This is a genomic window from Streptomyces sp. CNZ287 (assembly GCF_007827615.1).
Window position 1 is genome coordinate 15,989 of sequence record NZ_VISV01000015.1, and the last position, 26,059, is coordinate 42,047.

Genomic DNA, 26,059 nt, shown 5'->3' on the forward strand with positions numbered 1-26,059 from the left:
GGCGGCGGCGCGGACGGTCGGTCTCGTACGGCGGGCGTGCGCTAGCGCTTCATGAAGGTCCAGTACGCGTCGACTGCGGCCTCGTCGACGTCCGGGATCCCGACCCCGTACCGCCGCAGCAGCCCGACCGTCCGGCCGTTGTCGAACACCTGTTGGGCTCTCGTGCCGGCCGTCCCGGCCAGGTCCTCCAGGTATTCGCGGTACGGAGCGATCGGCAGCTCCCGGCCGCGTGCGCCCGCGGCGCGCAAGCGCCCCAGCCAGGAGGCGAGCGGGACCGCCGCGGAGCGCGTCCCGTGCAGCCGGCCGTGCCCCGCCATGAAGGCGCCGGGCCCGGTGCGGCGCGGGTGGTGCAGGTGGTGGACGGATCCCGGGCCGCCGTCGTCGCGCAGCACCAGCGTGACGACGGCGCGGGCGAGGACGTCGACGGGGAGCAGCGCCTCGTCGAGCGCGGGATCCACCGGGTGGCAGCCGAGTTCCGCGCAGCTCACCAGGAGCCGGGAGTACATGTCGTCGCGGTTGACGGCGCCGGTCGCGGAGTGCGCCCAGATGCGGCCCAGCCGGTGGATGCCGCCGCTCGCGCCGCGCGCGAACGCCCGCTCCACCAGCCGGTCGGCGACCCACTTGCTCGCGGAGTAGCCCTTGCCGTACGGGTGCTGCTCGCCGCCGGTCGGCGACTCCTCGGTGACGGGCGGGGCGCCGGCGCCGTACGCCCGGAACACCCCGAGGGTCGACAGGTGGTGGAACGCCTTCGGCCGCCCCTCCGCCGCCAGGCCCAGCAGGGTGCGGGTGCCCTCGACGTTGGCAGGTTTCAGCAGGGCGTACGGCGAGACGTGGTGGACGCGTGCGCCCGCGTGCACGATCGTGTCGACGCCGTCGCGCAGCCGGGCCCAGTGCTCCGGCCCCGCGCCGAGGTCGACGGCGCCGAGGTCGCCGGGGACGGCGACGGTCCGCGGGTCGCCCGCAGCGGCGCCGAGGCCGTACCCGCGCAGCGCCGCGGCCAGCCGCTCGTGTGCCTCGTCGGCGGTGCCCGCCCGGACGAGGCAGTGCACCCGGGCCGTCGTGGCCCCCAGCAGCTCCGCGAGCAGAAAGGCCCCGACGAAGCCCGTGGCGCCGGTGAGCAGCACCTCGCGGGGACCGCCGGCCGGCGGCGGGGCGCCGGTGAACCGCAGCGCGGGGCTGAGTTTCGCCTCGGAGTCCGGCACCCAGGAGGGCGCGGCCCGGGGTCCTTCCGCGCCGAGCTGCCGGGCGAGTCCGGCCGGGGTGGGGGCTTCCAGGAGCGCGGAGAGGCCGAAGGGGACGGCGAGCCGTTCACCGATGCGGCCGGCGAGCCGGGTGGCGAGCAGCGAGTGGCCGCCGAGCGCGAAGAAGTCGTCGTCGACGCCGACGGCGGGCAGGTCCAGCGCTTCGGCGAACAGCTCGCAGAGGGCCTTCTCGTACGGGGTGCGCGGCGCGCGGCCGGCGCCCGGGGACGCGGCGGGGGCCGGGGCCGGCAGGGCACGGCGGTCGAGTTTGCCGCTGGGCGTCAGCGGCAGCGCGGGCAGCGCCACGATCGCCGCCGGTACGGCGTGCGCGGGCAGCCGGGTGCGGAGGAAGGCGCGCAGCGCCGCCGTTTCCGGCTCACCGGCGGCGGGCACCGCGTAGCCGACGAGCCGGGTGTCGCCGCGCTGGTCGGCGCGGGCGACCACCGCGGCGCGGGCGACCGCGGGATGGGCGGCGAGGGCGGCTTCGACCTCGCCGGGTTCGACGCGGTGGCCGCGGATCTTGACCTGGTCGTCGGCGCGTCCCGCGAAGTCGAGCCGGCCGTCGCGGCGGGGGCGGGCGAGGTCCCCGGTGCGGTACATCCGCGCGCCCGGCGGGCCGTACGGGTCGGCCACGAACCGCAGGGCCGTCTCGCCTGGGCGGCGCAGATAGCCGCGCGCCAGGCCGGTCCCGGCGACGTACAGCTCGCCGGTCACGCCGGGCGGCACCGGGCGCAGCGCCGCGTCCAGGACGTACGCGCGGGCGCCGGGGACGGGCCGGCCGAGCACGGGAGTGCGAGTGGCGTCGAGCCGCGCCTGCACGCAGTCGACGGTGCACTCGGTGGGCCCGTACATGTTGTGGGCGGTCAGCCCGGGGACCGCGCGCAGCTCCCGCCACAGCCCTTCCGGCAGCGCCTCGCCGCCGAGGACGGCGAGGGCGGGCCGCGGTCGCCCGTCCGCGAACAGGCCGCGGGCGCAGAGGACCTGCATGTGCGAGGGCGTGACGTCGACGCTGTCGATGCGCCGTTCGGCGAGCCACGCCACGAACCGGTCCGCGTCCGTCCACGTACGGTCGTCCGGCAGGTGCAGCTCGTGGCCCGCGGTGAGGGCCGCGAGCTGCCCCCAGGAGGCGTCGAAGGACACCGAGGCGGTGAGCGCGATCCGCAGCGGCCGGCCGCCTGCGCGCCGGGCCACCGGGCCGAAGACCTGCTTCCCGTACCGCTCCGCGACCGCGGCGACGCTCGCGTGCCGCGCGACGACGCCCTTGGGCGCGCCGGTCGAGCCGGAGGTGTAGATGACGTACGCCGGGTGGCCGGGCCGCGGTCCCGGCGCGGGTGCCGTGCCGGGCAGCTCCGCCGGTTCGGCGGCCTGCGCCGGGTCGTCGAGCAGCAGCCGCGGGACGCCGGCACCGAGGGTGCCGGCGGAGGCGGTGGCGGTGTCCGTGAGCAGCAGCACGGGTCGGGCGTCGGCGACCATGGCGGCGAGGCGCGGGGCCGGGTAGCCGGGGTCGAGGGGCAGGTAGGCGGCGCCGGCCTTGAGGACCGCGAGCAGGGCCACGACGAGGTCGGCGGAGCGGGGCAGGGCGACGGCCACGATGTCCTCGGGGCCGGCGCCGCGGGCGGCGAGGGCGTGCGCGAGCCGGTTGGCGCGGGCGTCGAGTCCCGCGTAGGTCAGCTCCGTACCCGCCGCCGCGACGGCGACCGCGCCGGGGGTGGTGCGTACCCGCACGGCGAACAGCTCGGTGAGCGTGCGCGCGGGCGCCGCCTCGCGGTCGCCGTCCACGTCCGTACCGGCGTCGGCGTCCGCGTGGGCGTCGCCGTCCGCGTCTGCGTCTGCGCCGGTGCCGGCGCCGGCGGCCGCGCTGCCGACGAGGAGCCGGCGCTCGGCGCCGGACAGCACGTCGATGCGGCTGATCGGCAGCCCGGGTTCGGCCACGGCCGCCCGCAGCAGGCGCACCCAGCGGTCGGCGAAGTCCTGCACCGTGGCGTGGTCGAAGAGGTCGGTGGCGTAGTCGAGGGTGCCGGTCAGGCCGAGGCGTTCGCCCGCCGCGGAGCGCCGCTCGCCGATGCCGATGTCCAGGTCGAACTTGGCGGTCCGCGTGGGCACCCGGATCCGGGAGGTGCGCAGCCCGGGAAGCGTGAACTCCGCGGTCTCGTCGGCGTCGACGGAGAGCGCGATCTGGAACAGCGGGTGGCGGCCCGGGGCCCGGGGCGGGTTGAGCGCTTCGACGAGCCGCTCGAAGGGCACGTCCTGGTGGGCGTACGCGGCCAGCGCGGTGTCCCGTACCCGCTCCACCAGCTCCGCGAAGGCGGGGTCGCCGGAGGTGTCGGTGCGCAGCACCAGCGTGTTGACGAAGAAGCCCACCAGCTCGTCGAGCGCCTCGTCGGTACGGCCGGCGATGACGCTGCCGACCGGCAGGTCGGTGCCCGCGCCGAGCCTCGTGAGCAGCGCCGCGAGGCTCGCGTGCAGCACCATGAACAGGGTGGCGCCCGAGCGGCTGCCCACCTCCGCGAGCGCCGCGTGCAGTTCCGCGTCGATGTGCAGCAGGACCCGGCCGCCCGCGTACGAGGCGACGGCGGGCCGGGGCCGGTCGCGGGGCAGCGCGATCTCGTCGGGCAGGCCGGCGAGCGCCGCCGTCCAGTGGGCGAGCTGGCGGTGCAGCAGGCCGTCCGGGTCTTCCGGGGCGCCCAGGAGGCGGCACTGCCAGAGGGTGTAGTCGGTGTAACGGACCGGCAGCGGCGCCCAGTCGGGCTCCTCTCCGCGCAGGCGGGCGGCGTACGCGGTCGCCAGGTCGCGGGTGAGCGGGGCCATGGACCAGCCGTCGGCGGCGATGTGGTGGATGACCAGGCACAGGACGGCGTGAGCGGGGCCGAGCACGAACAGCTCGGCGCGCAGCGGCGGTTCGACGGCCAGGTCGAAGGTATAGCGCACGGCCTCCGCCAGCTTCCGCCGCAGCTCCCCCGCGCCGGCCACCTCGGTGACGGGCAGCGCGGGCCGGGCCGCGGCGGCGCCGAGGATCCGCTGCCGCGGCCCGGTGCCGTCGCCGCCGGTGTCGGGGAAGACGGTGCGCAGGCTCTCGTGCCGGGCCACGACGTCGCCCAGGGCCCGCTCCAGCGCGTCCCGGTCGAGTTCGCCGGTGAACCGCTGCGCGAGGGGGATGTTGTACGTGGCGGCCGGGCCCTCGGCGCGGTGCAGGAACCACAGCCGCTGCTGCGCGTACGACAGCGGTGCCGCCTCGGCCGCAGGCCCCGTCGCCGCGGTGAGCGCCGGCCGGGCCGGGCCGGCGCCGAACCGGGCCGCCAGCCGGGCGGGGGTCGGCGCTTCGAAGAGCGCGCTGAGCGCGAGGTCGGCGCCGAGGGCGGTGCGGATCCTTGCGACCAGGCGGATGGCCTGGAGCGAGTGGCCGCCGAGGGCGAAGAAGTCGGTGTCGGCGCCGACCCGCGGCACGCCGAGCACGTCGGCGAAGAGCTCGCACAGCAGCCGCTCGCGCGGGGTGCGCGGCGGCGCGCCCGCGGCCTCCTCCGGGTCCGGCTCGGGGGCGGGCAGGGCGTCGCGGTCGACCTTCCCGTTGGCGTTCAGCGGCAGGTCGCCGAGCATGACGAACGCCGCGGGCACCATGAAGCCGGGCAGCCGGGCGCACAGCCGCGCGCGCAGCAGGGGCCCGCTGAGGCCGTCCTCGGCGGCCACGACGTACGCGACGAGCCGCAGGTCGCCGCCCGGCGGGTCGCGGCGGGCGAGGACCGCGGCCCGGGCGACGCCGGGGCAGGCGAGCAGCGCCGCCTCGACCTCCTCCTGCTCGATGCGGAAGCCGCGGATCTTGACCTGGCGGTCGGCGCGGCCGACGAAGTCCACCTGGCCGTCGGCGCGCCAGCGCACCACGTCCCCGGTCCGGTACATCCGGGTGCCGGGCGGGCCGTACGGGTCGGCCACGAACCGCAGGGCGGTCAGCCCCGGCCGGCGCAGATAGCCGCGGGCCAGGGAGACCCCCGCGATGTACAACTCGCCGGATGCGCCCACGGGTACGGGCCGCAGCGCGCCGTCGAGGACGTAGAGGCGGGTGCCGGAGTGCGGCCTGCCGATGGGCGGGGCGGTGCCGTCGGGGGTGAGCGGGAGGCTGGTGGTCACCATCGCGGTGGTCTCGGTCGGCCCGTAGACGTTCATGAGCCGCCGGCCGGGGGCCCACCGCGCGACCAGCCCCGGCGGCACCGGCTCGCCGCCGACCGCGAGCGTCGTCACGGGGCTGTCCTGCTCGGCGACCGCGGTGAGCGCGGAAGGCGGCACGAAGGCATGGGTGATGCCGAAGCCGGGTTCCGTGAGGACGGCCAGCGGGTCGCCCCCGGGGGCGAGGACGAGGGTGGCGCCGGTGAGGAGGGCGACGCACATCTCCCAGGCGCAGGCGTCGAAGCCGGGCGAGGCCAACTGCGGGATGCGGCTGCCGGGGGTGATCCGCAGCCGCTCGGTGTGGAACGCGACGAGGGACGCGACGCCCGTGTGCGGCACCATGACGCCCTTGGGGCGGCCGGTGGAGCCGGAGGTGTAGATCACGTACGCGGGGCGGCGGGGGTCGACGACGATGCCCGGGTCGGTGGCGGGCTGCCCGGCGGCCAGCTCGGCGAGGGTGCGCGGGTCGTCCAGGACCAGCGCGGGGCGGGCGTCGGTGAGCATGAACTTCCGCCGCGCGGGCGGGTATCCGGGGTCGACCGGCAGATAGGCGGCGCCGGCCTTGAGCACGGCGAGTTCGGCGACGACGAGGTCCACCGAGCGCGGCAGCACGAGCGCGACGACGTCCTCCGCCCCGATCCCCCGGGCCGCCATGGCGTGCGCGAGCCGGTTGGCGCGGGCGTTCAGCTCCGCGTACGACACGGCGGTGCCGGCGGACTCCAGGGCGGGCGCCCCGGGCGTCCGGCGCACCTGTGCCTCGAAGAGCGCCGCGACCGGGGCGGGCGGTGCGGCGGCCGCGGTGGCGTCGCCGAGCGCGAGCAACTGCCGCCGCTCGGCGGCGGGCAGCGCCTCGAGCCGCCCGACGGGGAGGTCCGGATCGGCGTCGGCCAGATGTGCGACCGCGTCCAGCAGCCGCCGCTGGGTGTCCGCCAGTTCCGCCGTGCCGTACTCGCCGGGCGGGGCGTGCAGCCGCATGTGCGGGCCGGTGCCGTCCCGGCGGTCCCACACCATGATCATGAGGTCGGCGGCCAGCGGGAACGACAGGTTGTGGGCGGTGCAGCGGTGGCCGGCGAAGGAGATGTCGTAGTCGAAGCCGATGAGGTTGACCATCGGCGTGTACGCCGTGCCGGGGCCGCGGGACAGGCCGAGGTCGCGGTGCAGGTCCTCGGCGCGGTAGCGCTGGTGCTCGACGGCTTCCCGCATGCGGTCGTCGACCTGGGCGAGGAGGTCCCGCAGCGGCATGCCGGGCCGCACGGTCAGGCGTACGGGCACGCTGTTGGCCAGCATCCCCGGGGTGGTGCGGGAGGCCGGTCCCGTCCGGCCCGCGACGGTGAGGCCGACGACGACGTCGCGGGCGCCGGTGCGGCGGTGCTCGTACAGCGCGACGGCGGCGAACACCAGGCGGAAGCGGGAGACCCCGGCGCGCCGCGCGGCGGCGCGCAGCGCCTCGGGGCGCAGCAGCGGCAGCAGCGGGGTGCGCGGCACGGCCGGCTGCGCGGGGTCCGAGGCGACGGGCCCCTCCGCCCCGGGCCCCCCGGACGCCGGGCGCTGCTGCGGCAGCCGCGCGGCGGCGTCGTGCACGGCGCCCGCGTCGGCGGTGGCGGCGCGGGTCCAGCCGGCCAACTGCCGCTTCCAGTACGCCCGGTCCGCGGTCCGTTCCGCCGAGTCCTGGTACTTCCGATCGGCTTGGACCAGCGCCGCCAGCGGGCCGAAGGGCGAGGGCCCGGCCTCCCGGCCCCGCACGAGGGCCGTGTAGACCTCGGCGACCCGGCGGGCCACCAGCGCGTAGCCGAAGGCGTCGACCGCCGCGTGGTGGTACGTGTGATACCACCAGAACCGGTCGGGACCGAGCTTGAGCAGCGCGAAGCTGAACAGCGGTCCCCGCGCCAGGTCCATGGGCCGGGCCACGTCGGCGTCGGCCCACGCCCGCCCGGCCGCCTCGGGATCGGTTGCGCCGCTGAGGTCGACGAACGCGAGCTGCCACGGCGGTTCGCGCTCCAGCACCTGTACGGGACCGTCCGCGCCCGGCACCAGCCGTACGCGCAACGCGTCGGCCTCGCCGACGACATGGCGCAGCGCCGCCTCGAACAGGTCCCGCTCCACGGGCCCGTCGATCGCCAGGTACTCGCCGAGCCGCAGGGCGGACCGGTGGTGCGGGGAGTACTGCTCGGCGAGCCACACCTCCCGCTGCCCCGCGGTCACCGGCAGGGTGTCCGGTACATCGGCCGGCCGGTCGCGGACCGGCGCGCCGGCGCCGCCGTGCGCTGCGAAGACCTGGCTACGGGACAACGGCGTACCTCCTGCTGGTGCGGCAAACTCTGCTGGAGAACGGTGGCTTGGGGCGCTTAGGCCCGCGGAGGAAGATGTGGATCATCGTGCCAGCGGGTGCTGGACATTCCGGCACTCAGACCCACATAGCACTCGAAGGAGTGATCTGCGGTCCGATAGACCGACATCCGCCTCTCGCGGGACGATGCGCGCGCGTCGCCTCGGATGAAAGGACGGCGGCGCGAGTTCACCGCTCGGGACCCGGGGACATTCGAACGTACGAGTCGAGGGTGACGGCCACTCGTTCGGCGGTGAAGGGCCCGTTCGCGCTGCCAGACTTCAGGAGGGAACGCGCCGGTGGGGCGTGGGCGAGGCGGGAGCGGCACAGGGTGGGCGTGACCGAACGCGGTGCGGGCGGCCGTGCCGCTCCGGACGGGGCGGTGCGTGCGGGACCGCGGCACGTGGCGTGCGTGATGGACGGCAACGGCCGGTGGGCGCAGCAGCGTTCGCTTCCCCGTACGGCGGGTCACCGGGCCGCGGAGGCCGCGGTCATCGACGTCATCGAGGCGGCCAGGACCGCCGGCGTGGAGTGGCTCAGCCTGTACGCCTTCTCCACCGAGAACTGGATCCGCCCCGGCACTGAGGTCGAGTTCCTGATGCGGCTGGTGCGCAGGGTCGTGCGCACGCATGCGCCGCTGCTGCTCGCGCGCGGCATCCGCTGCCGTTTCCTCGGGGTCGCCGACCCGCGCATCCCCCGTGCACTGGCCCGGGACTTCTACGATCTGGCGGAGCTCACCGCCGGCAACCGGGGGATGACGCTCACCGTCGCCTTCGACCACGGCGGGCGCCGGGACATCGTCGAGGCCGCCAGGTCGCTGATCCGTAGCGGGACGCCCGCCGACGAGGTGACTGAGCGGCTCTTCGCGGACCACCTGCCCTTCCCCGACACCCCCGACGTGGATCTGGTCATCCGCACCTCGGGTGAGCAGCGCATCTCCAACTTCATGCTCTGGCAGGTCGCCTACGCCGAGTGGGTCTTCCCCCAGGTGCTGTGGCCGGACTTCCGGGCTCCCGACTTCCTCGCCCACCTGCACGCCTACCGGCGCCGCGACCGCCGCTTCGGCGGCGTACCCGCCCGGACGAACGGAGACCGGTCATGACCACCGAAACCACGGGAACGGCCGGCGGGGCGCCCCTGTTCGGCCCGGAATCGAAGTTCAGCGGCTTCTTCGACGACCCGCGCTGGGCCCTGGCCATCATCCGCGCCACCGTGCTGGAGGCGGCTCACCCGCAGATCGGCGCCGCCCTCGTCGACAACTCGGTCTTCGTCGCCCACCCCTGGCGCCGGCTCCGCAACACCTTCCTCAGCATGCGGCGCATGTTCGGCGCCGACCCGGCGGTACGCGAACGGGAGGCCGCCCGGCTCAACCGGCTGCACGCCCGCATGAGCGGCTCCGACTCCCGCGGCCGCGCCTACGACGCGATGGACCGCGCGATCCGCGCCTGGGTGGTCGCCACCCTCTTCGAGAGCGCCGTCACCATGTGCCGGCTGAGCGGCCAGCCGCTCGGCCAGGACACGATGGAGCGGATGTACGCCGAGTACCGCGCGTTCCTCGCCGCGCTCGACGGCGATGCCGCGGAACTCCCCGAGGAGCTGAACGACTTCTGGCCGTACTTCGACCGGGTCGTCGAGAACGAGCTGGAGAACACCGAGGCGGCCCGCGTCATCCTCTACCGGCTCTTCGACCACCTGCCCGCGCCCGCGCTGCTCGACGGCGCACCGGCACTGTGGGCGGCCGGGCGCGCCGTCGCCGGTCCGCTCATCGGCGCGATCACCGTGGCCTCGCTCCCCGAGCCGTACCGGCGCCGGGCCGGCCTGCCCGAGACGCCGGGCGCCGCCACCCTCATGCAGGGCGCCTACCTCGCCGCGGGGCTCACCCGCTTCCTGCCCGAGGGCTGGATCAACGCGGAGAGCATCATCGAAACCCTCTCGCTCCCGCCCGGCAGCGACGACCCCCGCGCCCGTACCGTGTCCGCCCTGCGCGCCCGGATGAATCGGGCTTCGGCCCTGCTCCGGCTCCTCACCCCCCTGGGCGGCGGCACCGGCCCCGGCCCGGCGCCTTCGGCGGCGACGGCAGAGCACCGGCGTTCGGCGGAGGAGTTCTTCCTCCGGGTGCTGGACCAGACCGGCGACGGCCACCTCGACTGGCCCGACCTCGCCGCCATGGCACGCGAACTCTCCACCCGCCTCGACCTGGACGAACCCGAGGAGGCCGGGCTATACGACGCCTTCGCCGCCTGGTGGCGCGAGCTCCAGGCCGCCCTCGACACGGACGGCGACGGCCGCGTCAGCGCCGAGGAGTACGCCACCGCCGTCCCCTCCCTCGCCGGACCCGCGCTCATCCGGGTCGCCGAGGTCCTCTTCGACGCCACCGACAAGGACGGCAGCGGAAGCATCGACGCGGAGGAATACCGAACCCTCTTCCGCACCGCCTTTCACCGCGATCTCACCACCACCGACGGCACCTACGGCCGCAGCGCCTTCGTGGGCGACTTCCTCTCCTTCATGGCGGGCCGCCGCGCCGGCACCCCGTACGACCCCCTCCTCGCCGACGCCTGACGAGTACCGGGAAGGCCGCGGCGCACCCGGCGGCCCGGGCGGGGCGAGCGTACGCGGACAGATACGAAACTTGCTTACGGTAAACATTTCCACCGGCTTCCTGGTCTGGCACCTGAATCTCCGCTGGCGGACGGCGATCGACCGGGCCCTCGCGCCGCTGGGACTGACGTCGTCGCAGTACGGCGTCCTGGCCTCACTCTCCGCGTTCTCGGCCGGCGGAGCCCGTCCGCGGCAGCGGGAACTGGCCGACTTCATCGGGCTGGAGCCGATGCACGTCTCCAAGCTGGCGCGGGCGCTGGAGCGGGCGGGGCTGGTGCAACGCACCGGCCATCCAGGCGACACCCGGGCAGTGCAGCTCACCGTGACCGAACGCGGCGCCGAGCTGGTCACCGCCGCCCGGGCAGAGGTCCTCAGGATCGAGGAACAGCGGTTGGCTCCCCTCGGCGGGCGCCACAGCGAGCAGAGCGCGGCGCTCACCGACATGCTGCTGACTCTGCTGCGCCACGCCGAGACCCTCACCAGCGAACCGGAACAGCCCACCTCGCACACAGAGGCACAGGACGAGGAGCTCTCATGAGCCTGCGACACACCGCCGGCCGCAACCTGACGGTCGCCGCTCTTCTGGTCGCCGCCGCCGGCTTCGCGGTCCAGATGGCGGCCGGAGTGACGGACACCCAGGCCATCCCGCCCGGGCTCGTCGCCATCCCGGCCGCAGCGGCGGTGGTCGCGCTCCCGCCCGGCCGCGGCCGGCGGCGGGCCGCTGAAGGCACCTCCGGGTGCTCCTCTCACCGCCCCCGGCGGGCAGCACCCGGAGCGTCGGCGACGAGCCCCACCGCCCGGCTTGCAGACCGCAGGTACACGCCACATGCTGAATGAGCACTCATGCGGAGGTGCGAATGGGCTGGACCGCAACCGACATCCCTGACCAGCACGGCCGCACGGCCCTGGTCACCGGCGCCAACGGCGGGCTCGGACTGGTGACCGCCAGGAACCTGGCGGTCAAGGGAACGCACGTCGTGATGGCCGTGCGGAATCAGAGGAAAGCCGCTGCCGCGGCCGAGAAGATCCGGACGACGGTCCCGGGTGCCTCGCTGGAGATTGTCGCGGTCGACCTGTCCTCGCAGGCGTCCGTGAAAGAGGCCGCCGGGCAGGTCCTCGCCTCTCACGACCGGCTCGACCTTCTGGTCAACAATGCGGGAGTGATGGCGATCGGCAAGGCGCGGACGGTCGACGGCTTCGAGATGCAGTTCGCCGTCGACCACCTGGGCCACTGGACCCTGACCGCGCTCCTGCTGCCCGCACTGCTGCGCACGCCCGGATCCCGCGTCGTGACCGTGACCAGCACCGCCCACCATCTGGGCCGCGCCGTCGACGTGACCAACCCCCATCTGGAGGGCCGCTACGGGCCGTGGCGCGCGTACGGGCAGGCGAAGCTGGCCAACTTCCACTTCGGGCTCGGACTCCACCGCGAGCTGCGGCGGGCGGGCGCGGGCACGGCAAGCCTGATCGCGCATCCGGGCCTGTCCCACACCGACTTGCAGGCGGTCAGCGTGCAGGGTTCGGAAGGCGGCGCCTCCCAGCGGTTCTTCCATGCCCTGGCACAGCGCACCGGCATGTCCGCCGACGACGGCGCGCTGCCGCAGCTCCGCGCCGCCACCGACCCGGCGGCCAAAGGCGGTGAGTTCTACGGGCCGCTGTGGGGCAACAACGGTCCCCCGGTCCGCAAGCCGGTGCTGCGCAGGATCGGGAGGGACCGGGCCGTCGCGAAGCTCTGGAAGGTCTCCGAGCGCGAGACCGGTGTCGCCCTCGACGTCCGCACCCCCGCCGGCGCGTAGCGGCGGCACCGGCCGACAAGGCGACCGCCGTCCACGCCGCCCTGCGCACCCTGGTGGCCCGCAACGACTGCCGCGGCGCGTCGATGAACGCGATCCCGATACCCGGGAGACGTCATGCGCGCAGTGCGTCCAGGCCCGCCAGCAGTTTGTCCGGGGTCGCCGGCAGGTCCCGCACGCGCACGCCCGTCGCGTTGTACACCGCGTTGATCACGGCCGCGGGCGAGCCCACGATCCCGATCTCGCCGATGCCGCGTGTGCCCATCGGGTTGCTGTGCGGGTCCTCCTCGTCCAGCCAGACCGCGTCCATGTCGCAGACGTCCGCGTGCGAGGCGATGTGGTAATCGGCGAGGTCGTTGTTCACCACGTGCCCGGTGCGCGGGTCCAGCACGGTGTGCTCGTGCAGCGCCATCGACAGGCCCATGGTCATCCCGCCGAGGAACTGGGAGCGGGCGGTGCGCGGGTTGACGATGCGGCCCGCGGAGAAGACCCCGAGCATCCGCGGCACGCGGATCTCGCCGGTGTCGGCGTCGACCCGCACCTCGGCGAAGTGCGCGCCGAAGGAGTGCAGCGCGTACGTCTCCTGGTCCGGGTTCTCCGGCGTGCCGGCGCGGGCCTCGGCGCCCGGCGCCGGGTCGTCGCCGTGCCGCTCGCGGAAGGCGCGGACGGCCGCGACCACCGCCGAACCCCAGGACGCGAGGCCGGAGGAGCCGCCCGCCACCGTCGCCGGGGGCAGGGCGGTGTCGCCGATCTGCAGCATCACGTCGTCGGGTGTCGCGTCCAGCGCGTCGGCGGCGATCTGGGTGAGCGTCGTCCAGGTCCCGGTCCCGATGTCGGCCGCGCCGATCCGCACCGTCCAGCGGCCCTCGCCCTCGTGGCGGACCAGCGCCTCCGAGCCCTGGCCCGCGTTGTACGGGTACGTGGCGGACGCCACGCCGAGGCCCACCAGCTCCCGTCCCTCGCGGCGGGCGCCGGGTGCGGCGGCGCGCCGGTCCCAGCCGAAGCGGCGGGCGCCCTCGCGCAGGCACTCCACCAGCTTCCGCCCCGACCACGGACGTCCGGTCTCCGGGTCCTCCGGCGGGTCGTTGCGTACCCGCAGCTCGACCGGGTCCAGGCCGCAGGCGGCGGCCAGTTCGTCCATCGCGCACTCCAGCGCGAAGAAGCCAGGGCACTCGCCCGGCGCCCGCATCCAGGAAGGCACGGGTACGTCCAGCGCCGCCAGCCGGTGCGACGTGCGGCGGTGGGCCGCGGAGTACATCATCCGGGTGCCGACGGCCGTCTGCTCGGCGAACTCCTTGATATGGGCCGTGTGTTCGACCACGTCGTGGCCGATCGCGGTGATTCGGCCGTCCGTCCCGCAGCCCAGCCGCAGGTGCTGGATCGTGGGGGTGCGGTGCCCGGCGAGCGTGAACATCTGCTGGCGGGTCAGCGCCAGCTTCACCGGCCGGCCCGGCACCGCCCTGGCGCACAGCGCGGCCAGCACGTCGTGCGCGTGCGGCATGCCCTTCGAGCCGAACCCGCCGCCGACGTGCGGAGAGATCACCCGAACCTGGTCGGCCTCCAGCCCGAACAGCGGGGCGAGGGCGGTGCCTACGGTGTGCACGCCCTGCGTGGAGGCGTAGAGCAGCAACCGCACCGCGGAGTCCGGCTGCCACACCGCCACCGTGGTGTGCGGCTCCATCGGGTTGTTGTGCTCCATCGGCGTCGTGTAGGTGACGTCGACGGTGACCGGGGCCCGGTCCATCGCCGCGTCGACGTCGCCGTCCTCGGTGTCGGTGGCGAAGAAGGGGTTGACGGTCTCCGGGGCGTACAGGTCGTCGCGGTCGGAGCGCAGCTCGACATCGGGTCGCTCGTCCTCGTAGGCGATCCGCACCAGGGAGGCCGCGTGCCGGGCGGTCTCCACGTCCTCGGCGACCACCGCGCCCACGAGCTGGCCGCGGAAGGCGATCATGCCGGACTGCAGCACCGCCAGTTCCTCGTCGCCGGTGTTCTCCAGCCGGGGTACGTCACGGGGGGTGAGCACGACCGCGACGCCGGGGCAGGCCGCGGCCGCCTCGGTGTCCACGCCGGTGATCCGGCCGCGGGCGACGGTGGCCTGCACGGGGTGGACGTAAAGCGGCTCTTCGAGGGGATGCTCGAACGCGTAGCGGGCGGTCCCGGTCACCTTGGCCGGGCCGTCCAGGCGCCGCAGCGGGGTGCCGACGGCGCGGGGGCGGAGTGTGGTCATCGCCTTGCCTCCGTGAGGTCGCGCAGGACCGCGACCATGGTGTTGCGCGCCAGCGGCACCTTGTACGCGTTGCCGTCACGTACCTCGGCGGCGGCCAGCTCGGCGTCGGCGGCCAGGCGGAAGGACTCCTCCGCCGCGGGAGCGCCGCGCAGCACGTCCTCCGCCCGCTCGGCGCGCCACGGCTTGTGGGCGACGCCGCCGAGCGCGATCCGCGCGTCCCGTACGACACCGCCGTCGTCCAGGTCCAGCGCGGCGGCGACCGACACCAGCGCGAACGCGTAGCTGGCGCGCTCCCGGACCTTGCGGTACGTCGACCGCCGGGTCATGCCGCTCGCCGGCGGCAGCTCGACGGCGGTGATCAGCTCACCGTGCGCCAGCACCGTGTCCCGTTCCGGGGCGTCTCCCGGCAGCCGGTGGAGATCGGAGAGCGGCAGCGTACGGGCGCCGTCGGGGCCCAGCACATGCACCGTCGCGTCCAGGGCGACGAGGCCCACCGCCATGTCGGAGGGGTGCACGGCGATGCAGAGTTCGGAGGCCCCGAGCACCGCGTGGTGCCGGTCCCAGCCGCCGATGGCGGCGCAGCCGGAGCCGGGCTCGCGTTTGTTGCACGGTGTGGTGACGTCCTGGAAGTAGCGGCAGCGGGTGCGCTGCAGCAGGTTCCCGCCGGTGGTGGCAGCGTTGCGCAGTTGCCCGGAGGCGCCGGAGAGGAGCGCCCGGGCCAGCGCCGGGTACCGCTGCCGTACCAGGGGGTGGGCGGCCAGGTCGCTGTTGCGTACCGTCGCGCCGATGCGCAGCCCGCCGCCGGGCGTCTCCTCCACCTCCGTGAGGGGCAGCCGCGACACGTCGACAAGCATGTCCGGCGTGGCGACGCCCAGCTTCATATGGTCGACCAGGTTGGTGCCGCCGCCGAGGAACACGGCGTCCGGGCGGGCGGCGACGGTGGCCACCGCCTCCCGGGCGTCTGCGGCCCGGCGGTACTCGAAGGGGATCACGACGCCCCCGGCGATGCCGTCACGGTCTGGCGCACCGCGGCGACGATGTTGACGTACGCCCCGCACCGGCACAGATTGCCGCTCATCCGCTCGCGGATCTCCTCGTCGTCCAGCGGTACGGGCGAGTCCGGCGCACCGGGCGGCATCAGGTCCCGGGTGGCGTGGCTGGGGTGGCCGGCCTCCGCCTCGTCGAGCATGCCGACGGCGGAGCAGACCTGGCCCGGGGTGCAGTAGCCGCACTGGAAGCCGTCCTGCTCGATGAACGCCCGCTGCACCGGGTGCAGTCCGCCGTCGCCACGCACCTCGCCGAGACCCTGGGCGGTGACCACCCGGTCACCGTCGTGCGCGACCGCGAAGGTCAGGCAGGCGAGCTGTCTGCGGCCCTCCAGCAGCACCGTGCAGGAGCCGCACTGGCCGTGGTCGCAGCCCTTCTTCGGTGAGGTCACCCCCAGACGCTCACGCAGCGCGTCGAGCAGCGTGGTGCGCGAGTCGACCGTCACGGACCTCTCCGTGCCGTCCACCCGAAGGGTGATCCGGTATTCCATATGCCGCCTCCCGGGGCGCGCTCCGGTGTCGGTCCCAGCGCTGGGGTACCACGCTGCGCCGGGCGAAACCCGGTGACCGCACCACGCGCACCGACGCTCACCACTGGACATTACAGACAAAAAATCCGGATCCGGGACCTATGGACCCGGGCGCGTGTCGGCGCGCCCCGACGGATCCGGCGCCGGGCCCCGCGACGACGGTGGAGGGCCGCCGCAGGCGGCCATGGGCGCGACGGGCGCCGTCCGGCCGCTACCGCGGAGGTGGGCGGGACGAGGTCCGGCCCGGCGTGGTTCACTCCCGGCCGTCGGGGATGCGCGGCGTCTCCGGGGAGGCGGTGTCCAGGGGTACCGACCAGGAGCCGACGAGCCCGAGTTGCACCGCCTGCCGCGGCAGCAGGGCGTCCATGGTCCAGTCGACCGCGACCCGGGCGCGCCCGGAGGGCATGGCCAGCAGGTGGTAGCCGCGGGTGAGGGCGGCGGCGAGCGGGCCCGCGATCTGGACGCCGAAGGGGTCGGCGGCCGCGTTGACGCCACCGAGGTCGACGGCGAAGCCGCGCGGACGGTGCCGGTAGGGCTGCTGCCGGCCGCCGGTGAGGGAGGCGGCGACGTTGCGGCCGGCGAGCCGGCCCTGGGGCATCGCGTGCTGCGCGGTCATCGTCGTGTACTCGCCGGGCCTGTCCGGGTCCGGCACGGCGGCGGCGTCGCCGCAGGCGTACACCTCGGGGTGCCCGGGGACGTTCAGGAACTCGTCGACGACCAGCCGGCCCTGCTCCAGCGGCAGGCCCACGGACTCCACCAGCGGGTCCGGCCGCACGCCCACGCACCAGATCAGCGAGCGGGTACCGACGAACTCGCCGTCGTCCAGGAGCACACCGTCGCTCGTCGCCTCCTTCACCGACCTGCCGGTGCGCACGTCGACGCCGCGCCGGCGCAGCACGTCGGTGGCGGAGCGGGACATCCGCTCGTCCATCTCCGGCATGATGCGCGGGGCGATGTCGAGCAGCATCCAGCGCGGGCGCGGGCCGTCGCGCCGGGCGTCGTAGCGGCGGTCCAGCGCCCTGGTGAACAGCGCGCCGTGCGCCGCCACCTCGGTGCCCGTGTAGCCGGCGCCGACGACGACGAAGGTGCGGCGCGCCGCGCGCTCCTCCTCGTCCTTGGTGCTTGCGGCCAGCTCGATCTGCCGGGTGACGTGATCGCGCAGGTACAGCGCCTCGGGGATGCCGCGGAAGCCGTGCGCGTGCTCGGCGACGCCAGGGACGGGCAGCAGCTTGCTGACGCTTCCGACGGTGACCACCAGCCGGTCGAACGGGGTCTCGCCGCGGTGGCCCTCGGGACCGGTCCACAGTACCCGTCCGGTGTCGAGGTCGACGGTGTCCACCTCGCCGAGCACCAGCCGCACGCGCGGCCGGAGCCGGGCCAGCGGGACGCAGATGTGGCGTGCTTCGAGCACACCGGTGGCGACGTACGGCAGCATGGGAACGTACAGGAAGTAGTCGTTCGGGTTGATGAGCACGATCTCGGCGCCGTCCGGCGCTCGCCGGGCCAGCGTGCGAGCAGCCTGGTAGCCGGCGAAACCGGCTCCCACGACCACGATCCGTTCGCGCGGCACGCGATCCGTCACCTCCGCGGGAAGACGACCACTCCTGCACCCGGGTCTCCCTGCAGCATGCGATCAAACATCCGGGGGCGCCACCCGGGCCCGTGCCCAGGTATCGCCACGGTCGCGCGGGCGGCTCAGCGGCCCGGTGTCCCCGGCCTCACGACGGGGAGCGCCGCCAGGCAGGCGGCGCCGATGAGCGCGGCGTCCGGGTCCAGTGCCGCGGTGAGCAGGGGCGGGGGCCGGGGCGGGCGGCGGTCGGCGGTGGTACGCGTGGTCCAGCGCGGTGCGCAGCCGCCCCGGTGCGCTGCCGAGGCCGCCGCCGAGGACGACCGCGGGCGGGTTCGAGGAGCCGGACCGCCATGGCGAGTACGGTGCCGAGCGCGGCGCCGGCGCCGTCGAGGACCCGGCCGGCCGCGGTGTCGCCTGCGGTCGCGAGGCGCGCCACCTCCCGGGCTCCGGGGGTGGCCGGGCCGCCGAGCGCGGCGTACCGCTCGCCGATGCCGAGCCCGGAGCAGGAGGACTCTCGGGCAACCGCCGCAACAGCGACCCGGGGGGCACCGCCGCCGCGGCCGTCCTGGTCGCCCTGCCCGTGCTCATCGCCTCCCTCGCCCTGCAGCGCCGCATGATCAGCGGCATGCTCGCGGGCGCCGTCAGGGAGTGACTTCGTGCCTGCCCCCTCGCCCCCCGCGTCTTCGCCACCCCCGACGGCCTCGGCGCGGCACTCGCCGCCGAGATCGCCGGCGGCATCGCCGCCGCCGGGCAGGCCGGCCGCCGCTACGTGCTGGGGTGCCCGGCGGTCGCAGCCCCCGCCCGGGCTACCGGGCGCTGGCCCGGCTGACCGGGGCCCGCGGACCCGACCTGCGCCACGTCGCGATCGCGATGATGGACGAGTACGTGCTGCCGGCGCCGGGCGGCGGCTTCCGGGACGTCGACCAGGCCGCGCACATCAGTTGCCACCGCTTCGCCGCCGAGGAGATCGCCGGACCGCTCAACGCGGCGGCCGGCCACGGCCGTTCGATGCCCGCCGACGCGGTGTGGTTCCCGTCCCCGCAGGAGCCGGCCGCGTACGACGCGAGGCTGGCGGAGGCCGGCGGGGTGGACCTGTTCCTGCTGGCCTCGGGCGCGTCCGACGGGCACGTCGCGTTCAACCCGCCGGGCACGGCGGCGGACTCGGGCAGCCGGATCACGGCGCTCGCCGAGACCACCCGCGCCGACAACATGAACACCTCCCCCGGCTTCTCCGACCTGACGGAGGTGCCCCGGCACGGCGTGACCGTGGGCGTACGCACCAACGTCGCGCACAGCCGCCGCGCGGTGATGGCCGTACACGGCCCGAACAAGCGGGAGGCGGCACGCCGGCTGGCCGCGAGCACCGAGTACGACCCGCAGTGGCCGGCGACCCTCGTCGTCGACTGCGGAACCCGGCGCTGTACGCCGGCGCCGCCGCCTTGGGCGGAGGGCCACGCCGTACGCGAGGAGCGGGGCGAGCGACTGAGCAGAACGCAGTGTGGCGTCTCCCGGCGGGCGATGGTTCCCCTGGCTCCGGACCGAAGTGCCGGTGCGGAGCCAGGGGAGAACCGGCGCACCGGGCGATGCCGGCAGGCCGTCCCTCCGTCAGGCGCGGGGGCCGTCGGAAGGCAGCGTGACGCGGTTCGGGATGGCGTCGTAGGCGCCCGTGTCGAGGGAGTTCACCGAGCCGTCCGCGACGGCGTCGACCAGGCCGCCGAGTCCGGTCTCGACAATCTTGGCGAGCATGCCGTTGCGCTTCATGCCGTCGTACTGGGTCTGCGAGGACGTCTCGAAGAGAACCACCGCGGAGCCGCGGAGCTGGTACGAACCGAGCGCGGTGCCCGGCAGGTTGGTGGACTGGGGGTAGAGGGTCAGCTTGCCGTAGGAAGACTCGCCCCGCTCCTGGAGAGCCTCGTAGACGGCGACGTTGGCCCGCTTGGAGGCGTCCAGGTCGAACTTGGGCCAGTTGCCGAACTCGGCCGGGTTGTCGATGAACTTGGCCGAGATGGACAGCGGCGACATGCTCTCCATGTCCTCGGTGGCGTAGCAGGACCACTGGTTGTGCAGGTCGACGAAGTAATCGACCGTGCCGAACTCCTGCTCCAGCGAACGGTAGACGTTCCGGGAGGTCTGCGCCTCGGGGGTGATGTACCAGCCGGTGTCGGCGCTGTTGCCCGGGAAGTCCTCTGCGGCGGGAACGTAGTCCAGGTTCGGGTTGAAGTCACGGTTGACGTCGAAACCGCCGACCCGGGAGTTGTAGTTCCACGCCGGGGACACACCCGCCAGTTGCGGGAAGTCGGCGACGACCTCGTTCCAGGTCATGTCGTTCTGCCGCTGGTCGAGCTCGCCTCCGTCGACGTTCAGCCGGGGGACGACCACCACGGTGACCTTCTCCCGCAGCTTCTTGGCCTCCGGGCTGTTGGAGCCCCACTGCTTGAGCAGTTCCAGGGCCGCTTCGGTGCCGTGCATCTCGTTGCCGTGGATCTGCGTCTGCACGTACACGACCTTGTCGCCCTCGCCGACGCGCGCGGTGTGGATGGCGCGGCCCTGGTTGGAGTACCCGGCCACCTCCACGTCGACGATGCCGCCGGTGCTGGTCTCCAGTTGCCGGAGAGCGGCGGTCAGTTGCCGGTAGTCGACGAAGCCGTTGTTGCCGGAACCGGATGCCTCGGTGCCGCAGTGGGACACCGGCGGGATCGCGCCGGCGGCGGGACTGTCGGCGGCGTTGGCGGCGAAGGTGGAGAGGCCGGCGATCAGGGCGGCGCTCGCCAGGGTGGCGGCCCAATTTCGTGCAGACATTCACTGCTCCTCAGGCGTCACAAGGCACTGCTGAGGGGGGCGTGCGTCACTCTAAACGCTCAAGAGACATCTGTGAACGGGACGACGCTCCTGTCGTATACGTACCTGGCCTGGTGGCGGCCGTCCTGCGCGCTGTGGGCCGCAGTCGCCGTCGAGGGGTGCGCAAGGTGGCTGCTGAACTCCGCCGAACGCGAAAGCACCGCCCGCGCCGGACACCGCTGCAGCACGGGAAATCAGGTCTACGCGCGGCCACCTGCGGGTACGTACTTGAAGCCAACTGCGCGTGCTGTCACGCTCGTTGGAGGTCCGGCACCCGGCCGGCCCACGCGCCACCCCCCACACCCGGCACCGGCAGGTGCCGACTCCCGGAGAGAGGTTCTTCCGTGGACACGTCCCGAATACCGCGCACCGCGCTGATCTCCGCCGTGGCTCTGGCCGCGGCGGCCACCGGTACCCTGCCCTCCGTCGCGGCGACGCCCGCCGAACCCGCAACGTCCTCCGTCGTCGCGTACGACGACACGTACTACAAGGACGCGCTCGGCAAGGAGGGCGACGAGCTCAAAAGCGCCCTGCACACGATCATCAGCGACCAGACCAAGATCTCATACAGCCAGGTCTGGGAAGCGCTCATGGAGACCGACGAGGACCCGGCGAACCCGGACAACGTCATCCTCCTCTACAGCGGTGTCTCGCAGAGCAAGGACTCCAACGGCGGCAACGCCGACGACTGGAACCGCGAGCACGTCTGGGCCAAGAGCCACGGCGACTTCGGTACCTCGACCGGTCCGGGCACCGATGTGCACCACCTGCGCCCCACAGACGTGACGGTCAACAGCACCCGCGGGAACAAGGACTTCGACTACGGCGGCAGCCCGGTCGACCAGGCCCCGGGGAGCTTCACCGACGACGACTCCTTCGAGCCCCGCGACGACGTCAAGGGCGATGTCGCCCGCATGATCCTCTACATGGCCGTGCGCTACGAAGGCAACGACGGCTTCGCCGACCTGGAGCCCAACGACCAGGTCAACAACGGCTCGTCGCCCGCCATCGGCAAGCTCTCGGTCCTCAAGGAGTGGAACGACCAGGACACGCCGAGCGATTTCGAGAAGAACCGCAACCAGGTGATCTTCGACCAGATCCAGCACAACCGGAACCCGTTCATCGACCACCCGGAGTGGGTCGACTCGATCTGGCCGTAACGATCCTCCAAGGCGTGACCGTGCGGTAGGGGAGTGACCGGATGACCAGGCCGGGGCGGGCGCTCCTCACCTCGGCCCGGGTGCCGGGGTGGACGGCCCCCGCGATGGAGTGGGCGACCAGCACGATGGTCGTGCCCGTCCCCCCTTGACGCGGTTCAGCTCCCGCGCCGGCGGGTCCACATCGCCGAACGGCTCGTCAAGCAGCAGCACCGGCCGCTCATGCAGCAGCGCGCGACACAGGACGACGCGCTGCTGCATGCCGCCGGAACGGAAGTGCCGGCACAGAAGAGCCAACTGGCGTTGCGTGGGCACCGACCGAGGAATTCGCCTGTTTGCGCGGCGGGCGCCGGGCCGGGTCAGCGCTGGGTGATCAGCGGTTCCCAGTCCCGGGGGGTGTTCTCGTACCGGGCTCCTGTGAGCGGGATCTTGTCGCGCCCCGCTGGGTCGGTCAGGACCAGCCGCTCGCCCATGCCCTGCACGCAGTTCCGATCCGGCGAGCATTCCCAGCGCACCAGGCGCCCGTCGTCGGCCCACGCGAGGGTCATGCTCCCGCTCGACCCGGGGACCGTCCGGCCGGTCCGTGTCTCCTTCACGGTCGCCCTCCATCCGTCGCCCACCGTGTAGTGGCGGCCGTCCGGGGACAGGCCGGCATGCGCCTGGTCCAGTCCCTCGTACGGGGGCGCCTTCTTCCTCGCCCGGCCTTCCAGGTCGTACCAGGTCACGATGGTGTCGCCGCCCGGCGCCCCCAGCACCCTCAGCGATGTGCCGTCCCGGCTCCACCGCACGTCCATACGGCCGACCCCGACGGACCTGCCGTCCGTGTCGACGCCCGTCGGACGGTACTCCTTCCGCCCCGAGTCGACGTCGACCAGGTAATAGCCGGTCCTCGCATGGGACGACGTATACCGATCCAGGTCATCCGTCTCGACATCCGGGTATCCGCGGTACGCGGTCACCACCAGCCGCTTCCCGTCCGGCGACCACTGCACCCCGCCCGCCTCGTGCTCCAACGGGATCCACTTCGTCACCTTTCCGGTGTCCAGCTCGAGGATCCCGACCCGGGACGCAGGCAGTGTCTTCTCCAGCACCGCCGCCTGCCGCATTCCGGGGGCGACGTCCAGCCAGCCCCAGCGCGTCTTCTCGTACTGCTGCGTCCCGGGGTCGTACAGATGCCAGGTGTACGTCGTCCGCTCGACACCGTCCCGCTCCTCGGTGCTCTGGTCCGCCTGGTACGCGGACACCGCGACGTTCCCGGCGGCGACCAGGCGGCGCGGCGGGGACTCGCGTGGGTGTGCGGACACGTCGTCGTTGATCATTCGCTCCGGCTCCGGGCGGACCGGCCGGTCGGTCTCCGCGAGCACCGGCACCGCCACTCCGCCCACCAGCAGCGCGAAGGCGGCGGCCGTCACCGTCACCGCGGTCGCCCGGCGCCGGCGGCGCCGTAGCAGGGCCCGGTCCGCCAGGTCCGGGCCGGGCGGGGGCGGTATCTCCTCGGCCCAATCGTGCAGGGTCTCCCGCAACAGCCGGTCAGCGTTCATTTCCGCACCTCCGAGGGTGAGTTGCCGAGTTCGGGGCTGCGGGAGGCGGCGCCGGGGTCCAGCTCCGGCACCAGCTTGCGCAGTTTGGCCAGGGCCCGGTGCGTCGTGCTGCGGACCGTGCCCACCGAGCAGCCGAGCAGCTCGGCCACCTCCCTTTCGGGGGCGTCCTCGAAGTAGCGCAGCACCAGCATGGCGCGCTGGTGTGGCGTGAGCCGGGCCAGCGCCCGGCGTATCTGGATCCGCAGCTCGGCGGCGTCGGCAGGGTCGTCGCGCACGGCTTCGGGAAGTTCGGCCACCGTGGTCTCGCGGCGCGTGCGTAAGAGCCGCCACAGGCTCACCTGCTGCCGGTAGAGCACCTGCCGCAGATACGCCTCGGGACTCTCCAACCTGCCCCACCGCGCCGCCGCCTTCACCAGCGCGGTCTGCAGCAGGTCCTCGGCGGCGTGTACGTCGCCGCCGGTCAAGAGGGTCGCCGTACGCATCAGCGCGGGCGAGCGCGCCGCGACGAACTCGCGGAAGCGGCGCTCTTCCTCATCATTCATGGTTCCCCGTGTTCGGTTGTCCTCGGCTCGTGGTCGCCTGTCACCCTCATGGACGCGTACGGGACCGCCCCGCTATGCCGGGTCCGTCGAGAAAATTCGAACAGCTCCGCCGCCCGTCCGCCCCCGTCAGCCCCCGTCAGCCCTCGCCCAGCGTCCGCCGCAGGCGGTCGGCCTCGGCCGGGGTGAGGGTGAGGGCTGGAGAACGAGCCGTTCAGGCGGCCGGGCCCTCGTCCACCTTGAGCGACGCACCGGTGACGTATCCGGCGTCCCGGTCCGGCCGTGGGCCAGCCATTCCGCGATCTTCCGCACTGCTGGCGGCAAGCCTGTGGACCGATGTGGGCAGGGGGTTGGCACGCGATGCAGACCCCTGGGGCCGATCAGACTGATCACAAAATTACACCCACTTGGGTGGCCCGGTAGGTGTCCTCGTTTTCGACCGGACTCTGTGGAGAAATCACAAGCGAGGCGGGCTGTCTGTTCATCGCCGATACCGCTGGGCAGGGTTCAGCTTCTCACGTTGCTCGCGCCGGTTCCGCTCTCGCCCGGCGTGCTCTTTCCCGGGCTCCGTCCCGGAATTGCTCCCCGCCGATACGAAGGCCGGTGCTCGATGGCGTCCATCTCCGCAGCCAGTCCTCTCTTCACTCTCGTCAACGTCTTCCCCGTGCATCGCCATGAGCAGAAACAGCTCTGCGATCGCATGGCCCAGGTGACGGAGGAGCTGATCCGCCACCTGCCCGGGTTCGTCTCGGCCAGCTTCCACCTGAGCCACGATGGCGAGCACGTCGTCAACTACGCCCAGTGGCAGTCGGAAGCGGATTTCCGGTCCATGCACGACGACCCGCGGCTGGCGGAGTACTTCGCGTACTGCCGGTCGGTGTCCCGGCCTGTCCCACTCTCCTGCGACGTCGTCCACTCGTACGACGCGGGCCGACCCGACGGAGCGTGACCATGGCGTATCGCGCTCTCATGGTGCTGAGGATGAACCCGGCGGACGCCCCGCACGTGGCGGCTGCCTTCGCCGAGCACGACGAAACCGTGCTGCCGCGCGAAATCGGCGTGCGAAGGCGCGTGCTCTTCCGGTTCCACGATCTCTACATGCACTTGATCGAGGCCGACGACGACATCATGGACCGCCTCTACCGGGCCCGGAGCAGCGCGCTGTTCCAGCAGGTCAACGAACGCGTCGGCCGGTTTCTCACACCATACGACGCCGCCTGGAAGGAGCTGAAGGACTCCCGGGCCCACATCTTCTACACCTGGGAAGCTGACACCCCCTGACCGGTCGTGAGGATCTCGACACCGCAGAAAGCGAAAGGACCAGTCATGGCTGAGACAAAGGGCGCCAGCGCCGCCGTGGCGAACGTGGCGCCGACCCTGCGGCAGGCAGGAAGCACACGGCCGTTGCTGACACCCGTCGACGGCGAAGAAGTACCGCTGGAATCGGACCAGGCGCTGCTCATCACCCGCGGCCAGCGCAACCGCATCGAGAACCGAACCCGGGCCCATCAGGACCCGGAGAAGCGCGAACGACAGCGAGGAAGGCGTGAGCGAGCAGGGCCAGGGTGACCCAGCGAGACCACGAGGTGAAGCGGCGGACTGGTGTTCGTCCAGTCCGGCCAGGCCCTTTCGGACTGAAAGGTCTCCTCCACCCGCCATCTTGACCTGGCGACGCGGACCAGCATGGTCAGGGGCACAGGGGCGGCGACCAGCAGCGGTAGTAGGCCAGTTCGCCAGTGGTGCGATTGCGGAGGAGCAACAGCTGGCGGCTGCGGACCCGGGGGTCGGCCAGCTCGATGACGGCCCAGTCGTAGAAGCGCTGTCCCTTGGCGCCAGCCCCGGCCGGCAGCTTCTGCCAGGCCCGCCTCGGCACCTTGGCGGCCAGGGCATCGGCCCGGAACGTCCCCGCACCGGTGGTGGCTTCAGCGGAGCAATCGACAGCGAGCGCGTAGCCGACCCCGCGCTCTTCCAGCGCGGACCGCAGCTTCGGGTTGCCGCCGTAGACCTCGCCCCCCGCGACCCAGCCCACGCGGTGCCCGGCGTCAAGGAACCGGCCGATCATGCGGGCAGCCGGCTCCGGCTTGGTCGCGAAGACGGTGTCCTCACCCAGGCCCGCGGCCCGACAGCGGGCCGGGTCGCCCGTCCATGAGCGCGGGATGTACAGCTCACGGTCCACCGCCGCATGCCCACGGCGGCCCGCGTAGGCGAGGTAGACCGCGACCTGCGCGCTCTCGATCCTCCCGGCTGTGCCGGTGTACTGACGCTGGACACCGACGGTGTGCGTGCCCTTCTTCACGTCCCCGGTCTCGTCGACCAGCAGTTCTTGCGCGGCAGGTCCGACAGCAGCCCCAGCACCGGATCCCTCACCCGGCGCCGGGGCTCAACCCGCGCGAACCGGCCCGCTATCCGGCCCATCAGTACCTCGAACGCCTCCTGCCAGCGGGCGGGGTCTACGCTGTGGCCTGCGGCCCACCGCATGATCTTCAGTCTTC

The 26,059-nt window shown here is 73.7% G+C and carries 18 protein-coding genes and 3 pseudogenes; 11 read left to right on the plus strand and 10 right to left on the minus strand.

Annotated features, from left to right (window positions below; translation table 11 throughout):
• Positions 1–41: 41 nt before the first annotated feature.
• On the minus strand, positions 42–7,688 hold the full coding sequence (locus FB457_RS24425; protein ID WP_145783292.1) for a non-ribosomal peptide synthetase: 7,647 nt from the start codon (positions 7,686–7,688) through the stop codon (positions 42–44).
• 419 nt (positions 7,689–8,107) lie between these two features.
• Between FB457_RS24425 and uppS the strand changes: the two genes are divergently transcribed.
• From uppS to FB457_RS24450, 5 genes are all read left to right on the plus strand, one after another.
• Positions 8,108–8,827 carry a polyprenyl diphosphate synthase gene (gene uppS, locus FB457_RS24430; RefSeq protein WP_145783399.1) on the plus strand — a complete coding sequence of 240 codons (720 nt, stop codon included), beginning with the start codon at positions 8,108–8,110 and terminating at the stop codon, positions 8,825–8,827.
• Entirely contained in the window at positions 8,824–10,287 is a 1,464-nt protein-coding gene (locus tag FB457_RS24435) for an oxygenase MpaB family protein (RefSeq protein ID WP_145783294.1), read from the plus strand. Before uppS ends, FB457_RS24435 begins: the two co-directional genes overlap by 4 nt.
• Before the next feature lie 70 nt (positions 10,288–10,357).
• Entirely contained in the window at positions 10,358–10,864 is a 507-nt protein-coding gene (locus FB457_RS24440) for a MarR family transcriptional regulator (RefSeq protein WP_222439518.1), read from the plus strand.
• Positions 10,861–11,163: a hypothetical protein gene (locus FB457_RS24445; RefSeq protein ID WP_145783296.1), complete on the plus strand. Its 303-nt coding sequence runs from the start codon at positions 10,861–10,863 to the stop codon at positions 11,161–11,163. The genes FB457_RS24440 and FB457_RS24445 overlap by 4 nt, the downstream gene beginning before the upstream one ends.
• 20 nt (positions 11,164–11,183) lie before the next feature.
• On the plus strand, positions 11,184–12,122 hold the full coding sequence (locus FB457_RS24450; protein WP_145783298.1) for an oxidoreductase: 939 nt from the start codon (positions 11,184–11,186) through the stop codon (positions 12,120–12,122).
• Positions 12,123–12,234: 112 nt separating this feature from the next.
• On the opposite strand, the gene FB457_RS24455 is transcribed toward FB457_RS24450, so the two are convergent.
• From FB457_RS24455 to FB457_RS24470, 4 genes are all read right to left on the minus strand, one after another.
• A complete protein-coding gene (locus tag FB457_RS24455; RefSeq protein ID WP_145783300.1) occupies positions 12,235–14,346 on the minus strand; it encodes a xanthine dehydrogenase family protein molybdopterin-binding subunit in 2,112 nt (703 codons plus the stop codon).
• Positions 14,343–15,338: an FAD binding domain-containing protein gene (locus FB457_RS24460; protein WP_047019420.1), complete on the minus strand. Its 996-nt coding sequence runs from the start codon at positions 15,336–15,338 to the stop codon at positions 14,343–14,345. The genes FB457_RS24455 and FB457_RS24460 overlap by 4 nt, the downstream gene beginning before the upstream one ends.
• A complete protein-coding gene (locus FB457_RS24465; protein ID WP_145783302.1) occupies positions 15,335–15,883 on the minus strand; it encodes a 2Fe-2S iron-sulfur cluster-binding protein in 549 nt (182 codons plus the stop codon). Before FB457_RS24465 ends, FB457_RS24460 begins: the two co-directional genes overlap by 4 nt.
• Before the next feature lie 292 nt (positions 15,884–16,175).
• On the minus strand, positions 16,176–17,492 hold the full coding sequence (locus tag FB457_RS24470) for an NAD(P)/FAD-dependent oxidoreductase (RefSeq protein WP_486589122.1): 1,317 nt from the start codon (positions 17,490–17,492) through the stop codon (positions 16,176–16,178).
• Positions 17,493–17,766: 274 nt separating this feature from the next.
• Here FB457_RS24470 and FB457_RS36375 point away from each other — a divergent pair, with 274 nt between their 5' ends.
• Together FB457_RS36375 and FB457_RS24480 are read left to right on the plus strand one after the other, a co-directional pair.
• Complete coding sequence (locus FB457_RS36375; protein ID WP_047019418.1) at positions 17,767–18,144, plus strand: hypothetical protein; 378 nt, start codon at positions 17,767–17,769, stop codon at positions 18,142–18,144.
• 125 nt (positions 18,145–18,269) lie between these two features.
• Positions 18,270–18,833 (plus strand): annotated as a pseudogene (locus tag FB457_RS24480) (6-phosphogluconolactonase); the annotation flags it as partial.
• Positions 18,834–19,097: 264 nt separating this feature from the next.
• Here the strand turns inward: FB457_RS24480 and FB457_RS24485 are convergent.
• Positions 19,098–20,291 carry a M14 family zinc carboxypeptidase gene (locus FB457_RS24485; protein WP_145783304.1) on the minus strand — a complete coding sequence of 398 codons (1,194 nt, stop codon included), beginning with the start codon at positions 20,289–20,291 and terminating at the stop codon, positions 19,098–19,100.
• Positions 20,292–20,674: 383 nt separating this feature from the next.
• Between FB457_RS24485 and FB457_RS24490 the strand changes: the two genes are divergently transcribed.
• Entirely contained in the window at positions 20,675–21,490 is an 816-nt protein-coding gene (locus FB457_RS24490) for an endonuclease (protein ID WP_145783306.1), read from the plus strand.
• Between the two features lie 43 nt (positions 21,491–21,533).
• Here FB457_RS24490 and FB457_RS24495 read toward each other — a convergent pair.
• The 3 genes and pseudogenes from FB457_RS24495 to FB457_RS24505 all read right to left on the minus strand — a co-directional run.
• Positions 21,534–21,766: pseudogene (locus FB457_RS24495) on the minus strand (ATP-binding cassette domain-containing protein); the annotation flags it as partial.
• A gap of 80 nt (positions 21,767–21,846) precedes the next feature.
• Entirely contained in the window at positions 21,847–23,028 is a 1,182-nt protein-coding gene (locus FB457_RS24500; protein ID WP_145783307.1) for a hypothetical protein, read from the minus strand.
• Positions 23,025–23,570 carry a SigE family RNA polymerase sigma factor gene (locus FB457_RS24505; protein ID WP_047019414.1) on the minus strand — a complete coding sequence of 182 codons (546 nt, stop codon included), beginning with the start codon at positions 23,568–23,570 and terminating at the stop codon, positions 23,025–23,027. Before FB457_RS24505 ends, FB457_RS24500 begins: the two co-directional genes overlap by 4 nt.
• A 607-nt stretch (positions 23,571–24,177) precedes the next feature.
• Between FB457_RS24505 and FB457_RS35355 the strand changes: the two genes are divergently transcribed.
• Genes FB457_RS35355 through FB457_RS35360 form a run of 3 tightly spaced genes read left to right on the plus strand, consistent with a single transcriptional unit; the run spans position 24,178 to position 25,136 of the window.
• Complete coding sequence (locus FB457_RS35355; protein WP_047019413.1) at positions 24,178–24,516, plus strand: antibiotic biosynthesis monooxygenase family protein; 339 nt, start codon at positions 24,178–24,180, stop codon at positions 24,514–24,516.
• Between the two features lie 2 nt (positions 24,517–24,518).
• Positions 24,519–24,848: a TcmI family type II polyketide cyclase gene (locus tag FB457_RS24515; protein ID WP_047019412.1), complete on the plus strand. Its 330-nt coding sequence runs from the start codon at positions 24,519–24,521 to the stop codon at positions 24,846–24,848.
• 45 nt (positions 24,849–24,893) lie between these two features.
• Positions 24,894–25,136, plus strand: a complete 243-nt coding sequence (locus FB457_RS35360) for a cupin domain-containing protein (RefSeq protein WP_186462047.1) — start codon at positions 24,894–24,896, stop codon at positions 25,134–25,136.
• Here FB457_RS35360 and FB457_RS24520 read toward each other — a convergent pair.
• Positions 25,030–25,982: pseudogene (locus FB457_RS24520) on the minus strand (IS701 family transposase). The gene FB457_RS35360 and the pseudogene FB457_RS24520 sit on opposite strands and share 107 nt — an antisense overlap.
• Positions 25,983–26,059: the final 77 nt, after the last annotated feature.

Bases quoted from the DNA above. Each gene is read 5' to 3' on its own strand.
- FB457_RS24435 (WP_145783294.1), top strand. From the start codon at position 8,824: ATGACCACCGAAACCACGGGAACGGCCGGCGGGGCGCCCCTGTTCGGC.
- FB457_RS24445 (WP_145783296.1), top strand. From the start codon at position 10,861: ATGAGCCTGCGACACACCGCCGGCCGCAACCTGACGGTCGCCGCTCTT.
- FB457_RS24450 (WP_145783298.1), top strand. From the start codon at position 11,184: ATGGGCTGGACCGCAACCGACATCCCTGACCAGCACGGCCGCACGGCC.
- FB457_RS24455 (WP_145783300.1), bottom strand. From the start codon at position 14,346: ATGACCACACTCCGCCCCCGCGCCGTCGGCACCCCGCTGCGGCGCCTG.
- FB457_RS24465 (WP_145783302.1), bottom strand. From the start codon at position 15,883: ATGGAATACCGGATCACCCTTCGGGTGGACGGCACGGAGAGGTCCGTG.
- FB457_RS24485 (WP_145783304.1), bottom strand. From the start codon at position 20,291: ATGTCTGCACGAAATTGGGCCGCCACCCTGGCGAGCGCCGCCCTGATC.
- FB457_RS24500 (WP_145783307.1), bottom strand. From the start codon at position 23,028: ATGAACGCTGACCGGCTGTTGCGGGAGACCCTGCACGATTGGGCCGAG.
- FB457_RS24505 (WP_047019414.1), bottom strand. From the start codon at position 23,570: ATGAATGATGAGGAAGAGCGCCGCTTCCGCGAGTTCGTCGCGGCGCGC.
- FB457_RS35355 (WP_047019413.1), top strand. From the start codon at position 24,178: ATGGCGTCCATCTCCGCAGCCAGTCCTCTCTTCACTCTCGTCAACGTC.
- FB457_RS24515 (WP_047019412.1), top strand. From the start codon at position 24,519: ATGGCGTATCGCGCTCTCATGGTGCTGAGGATGAACCCGGCGGACGCC.
- FB457_RS35360 (WP_186462047.1), top strand. From the start codon at position 24,894: ATGGCTGAGACAAAGGGCGCCAGCGCCGCCGTGGCGAACGTGGCGCCG.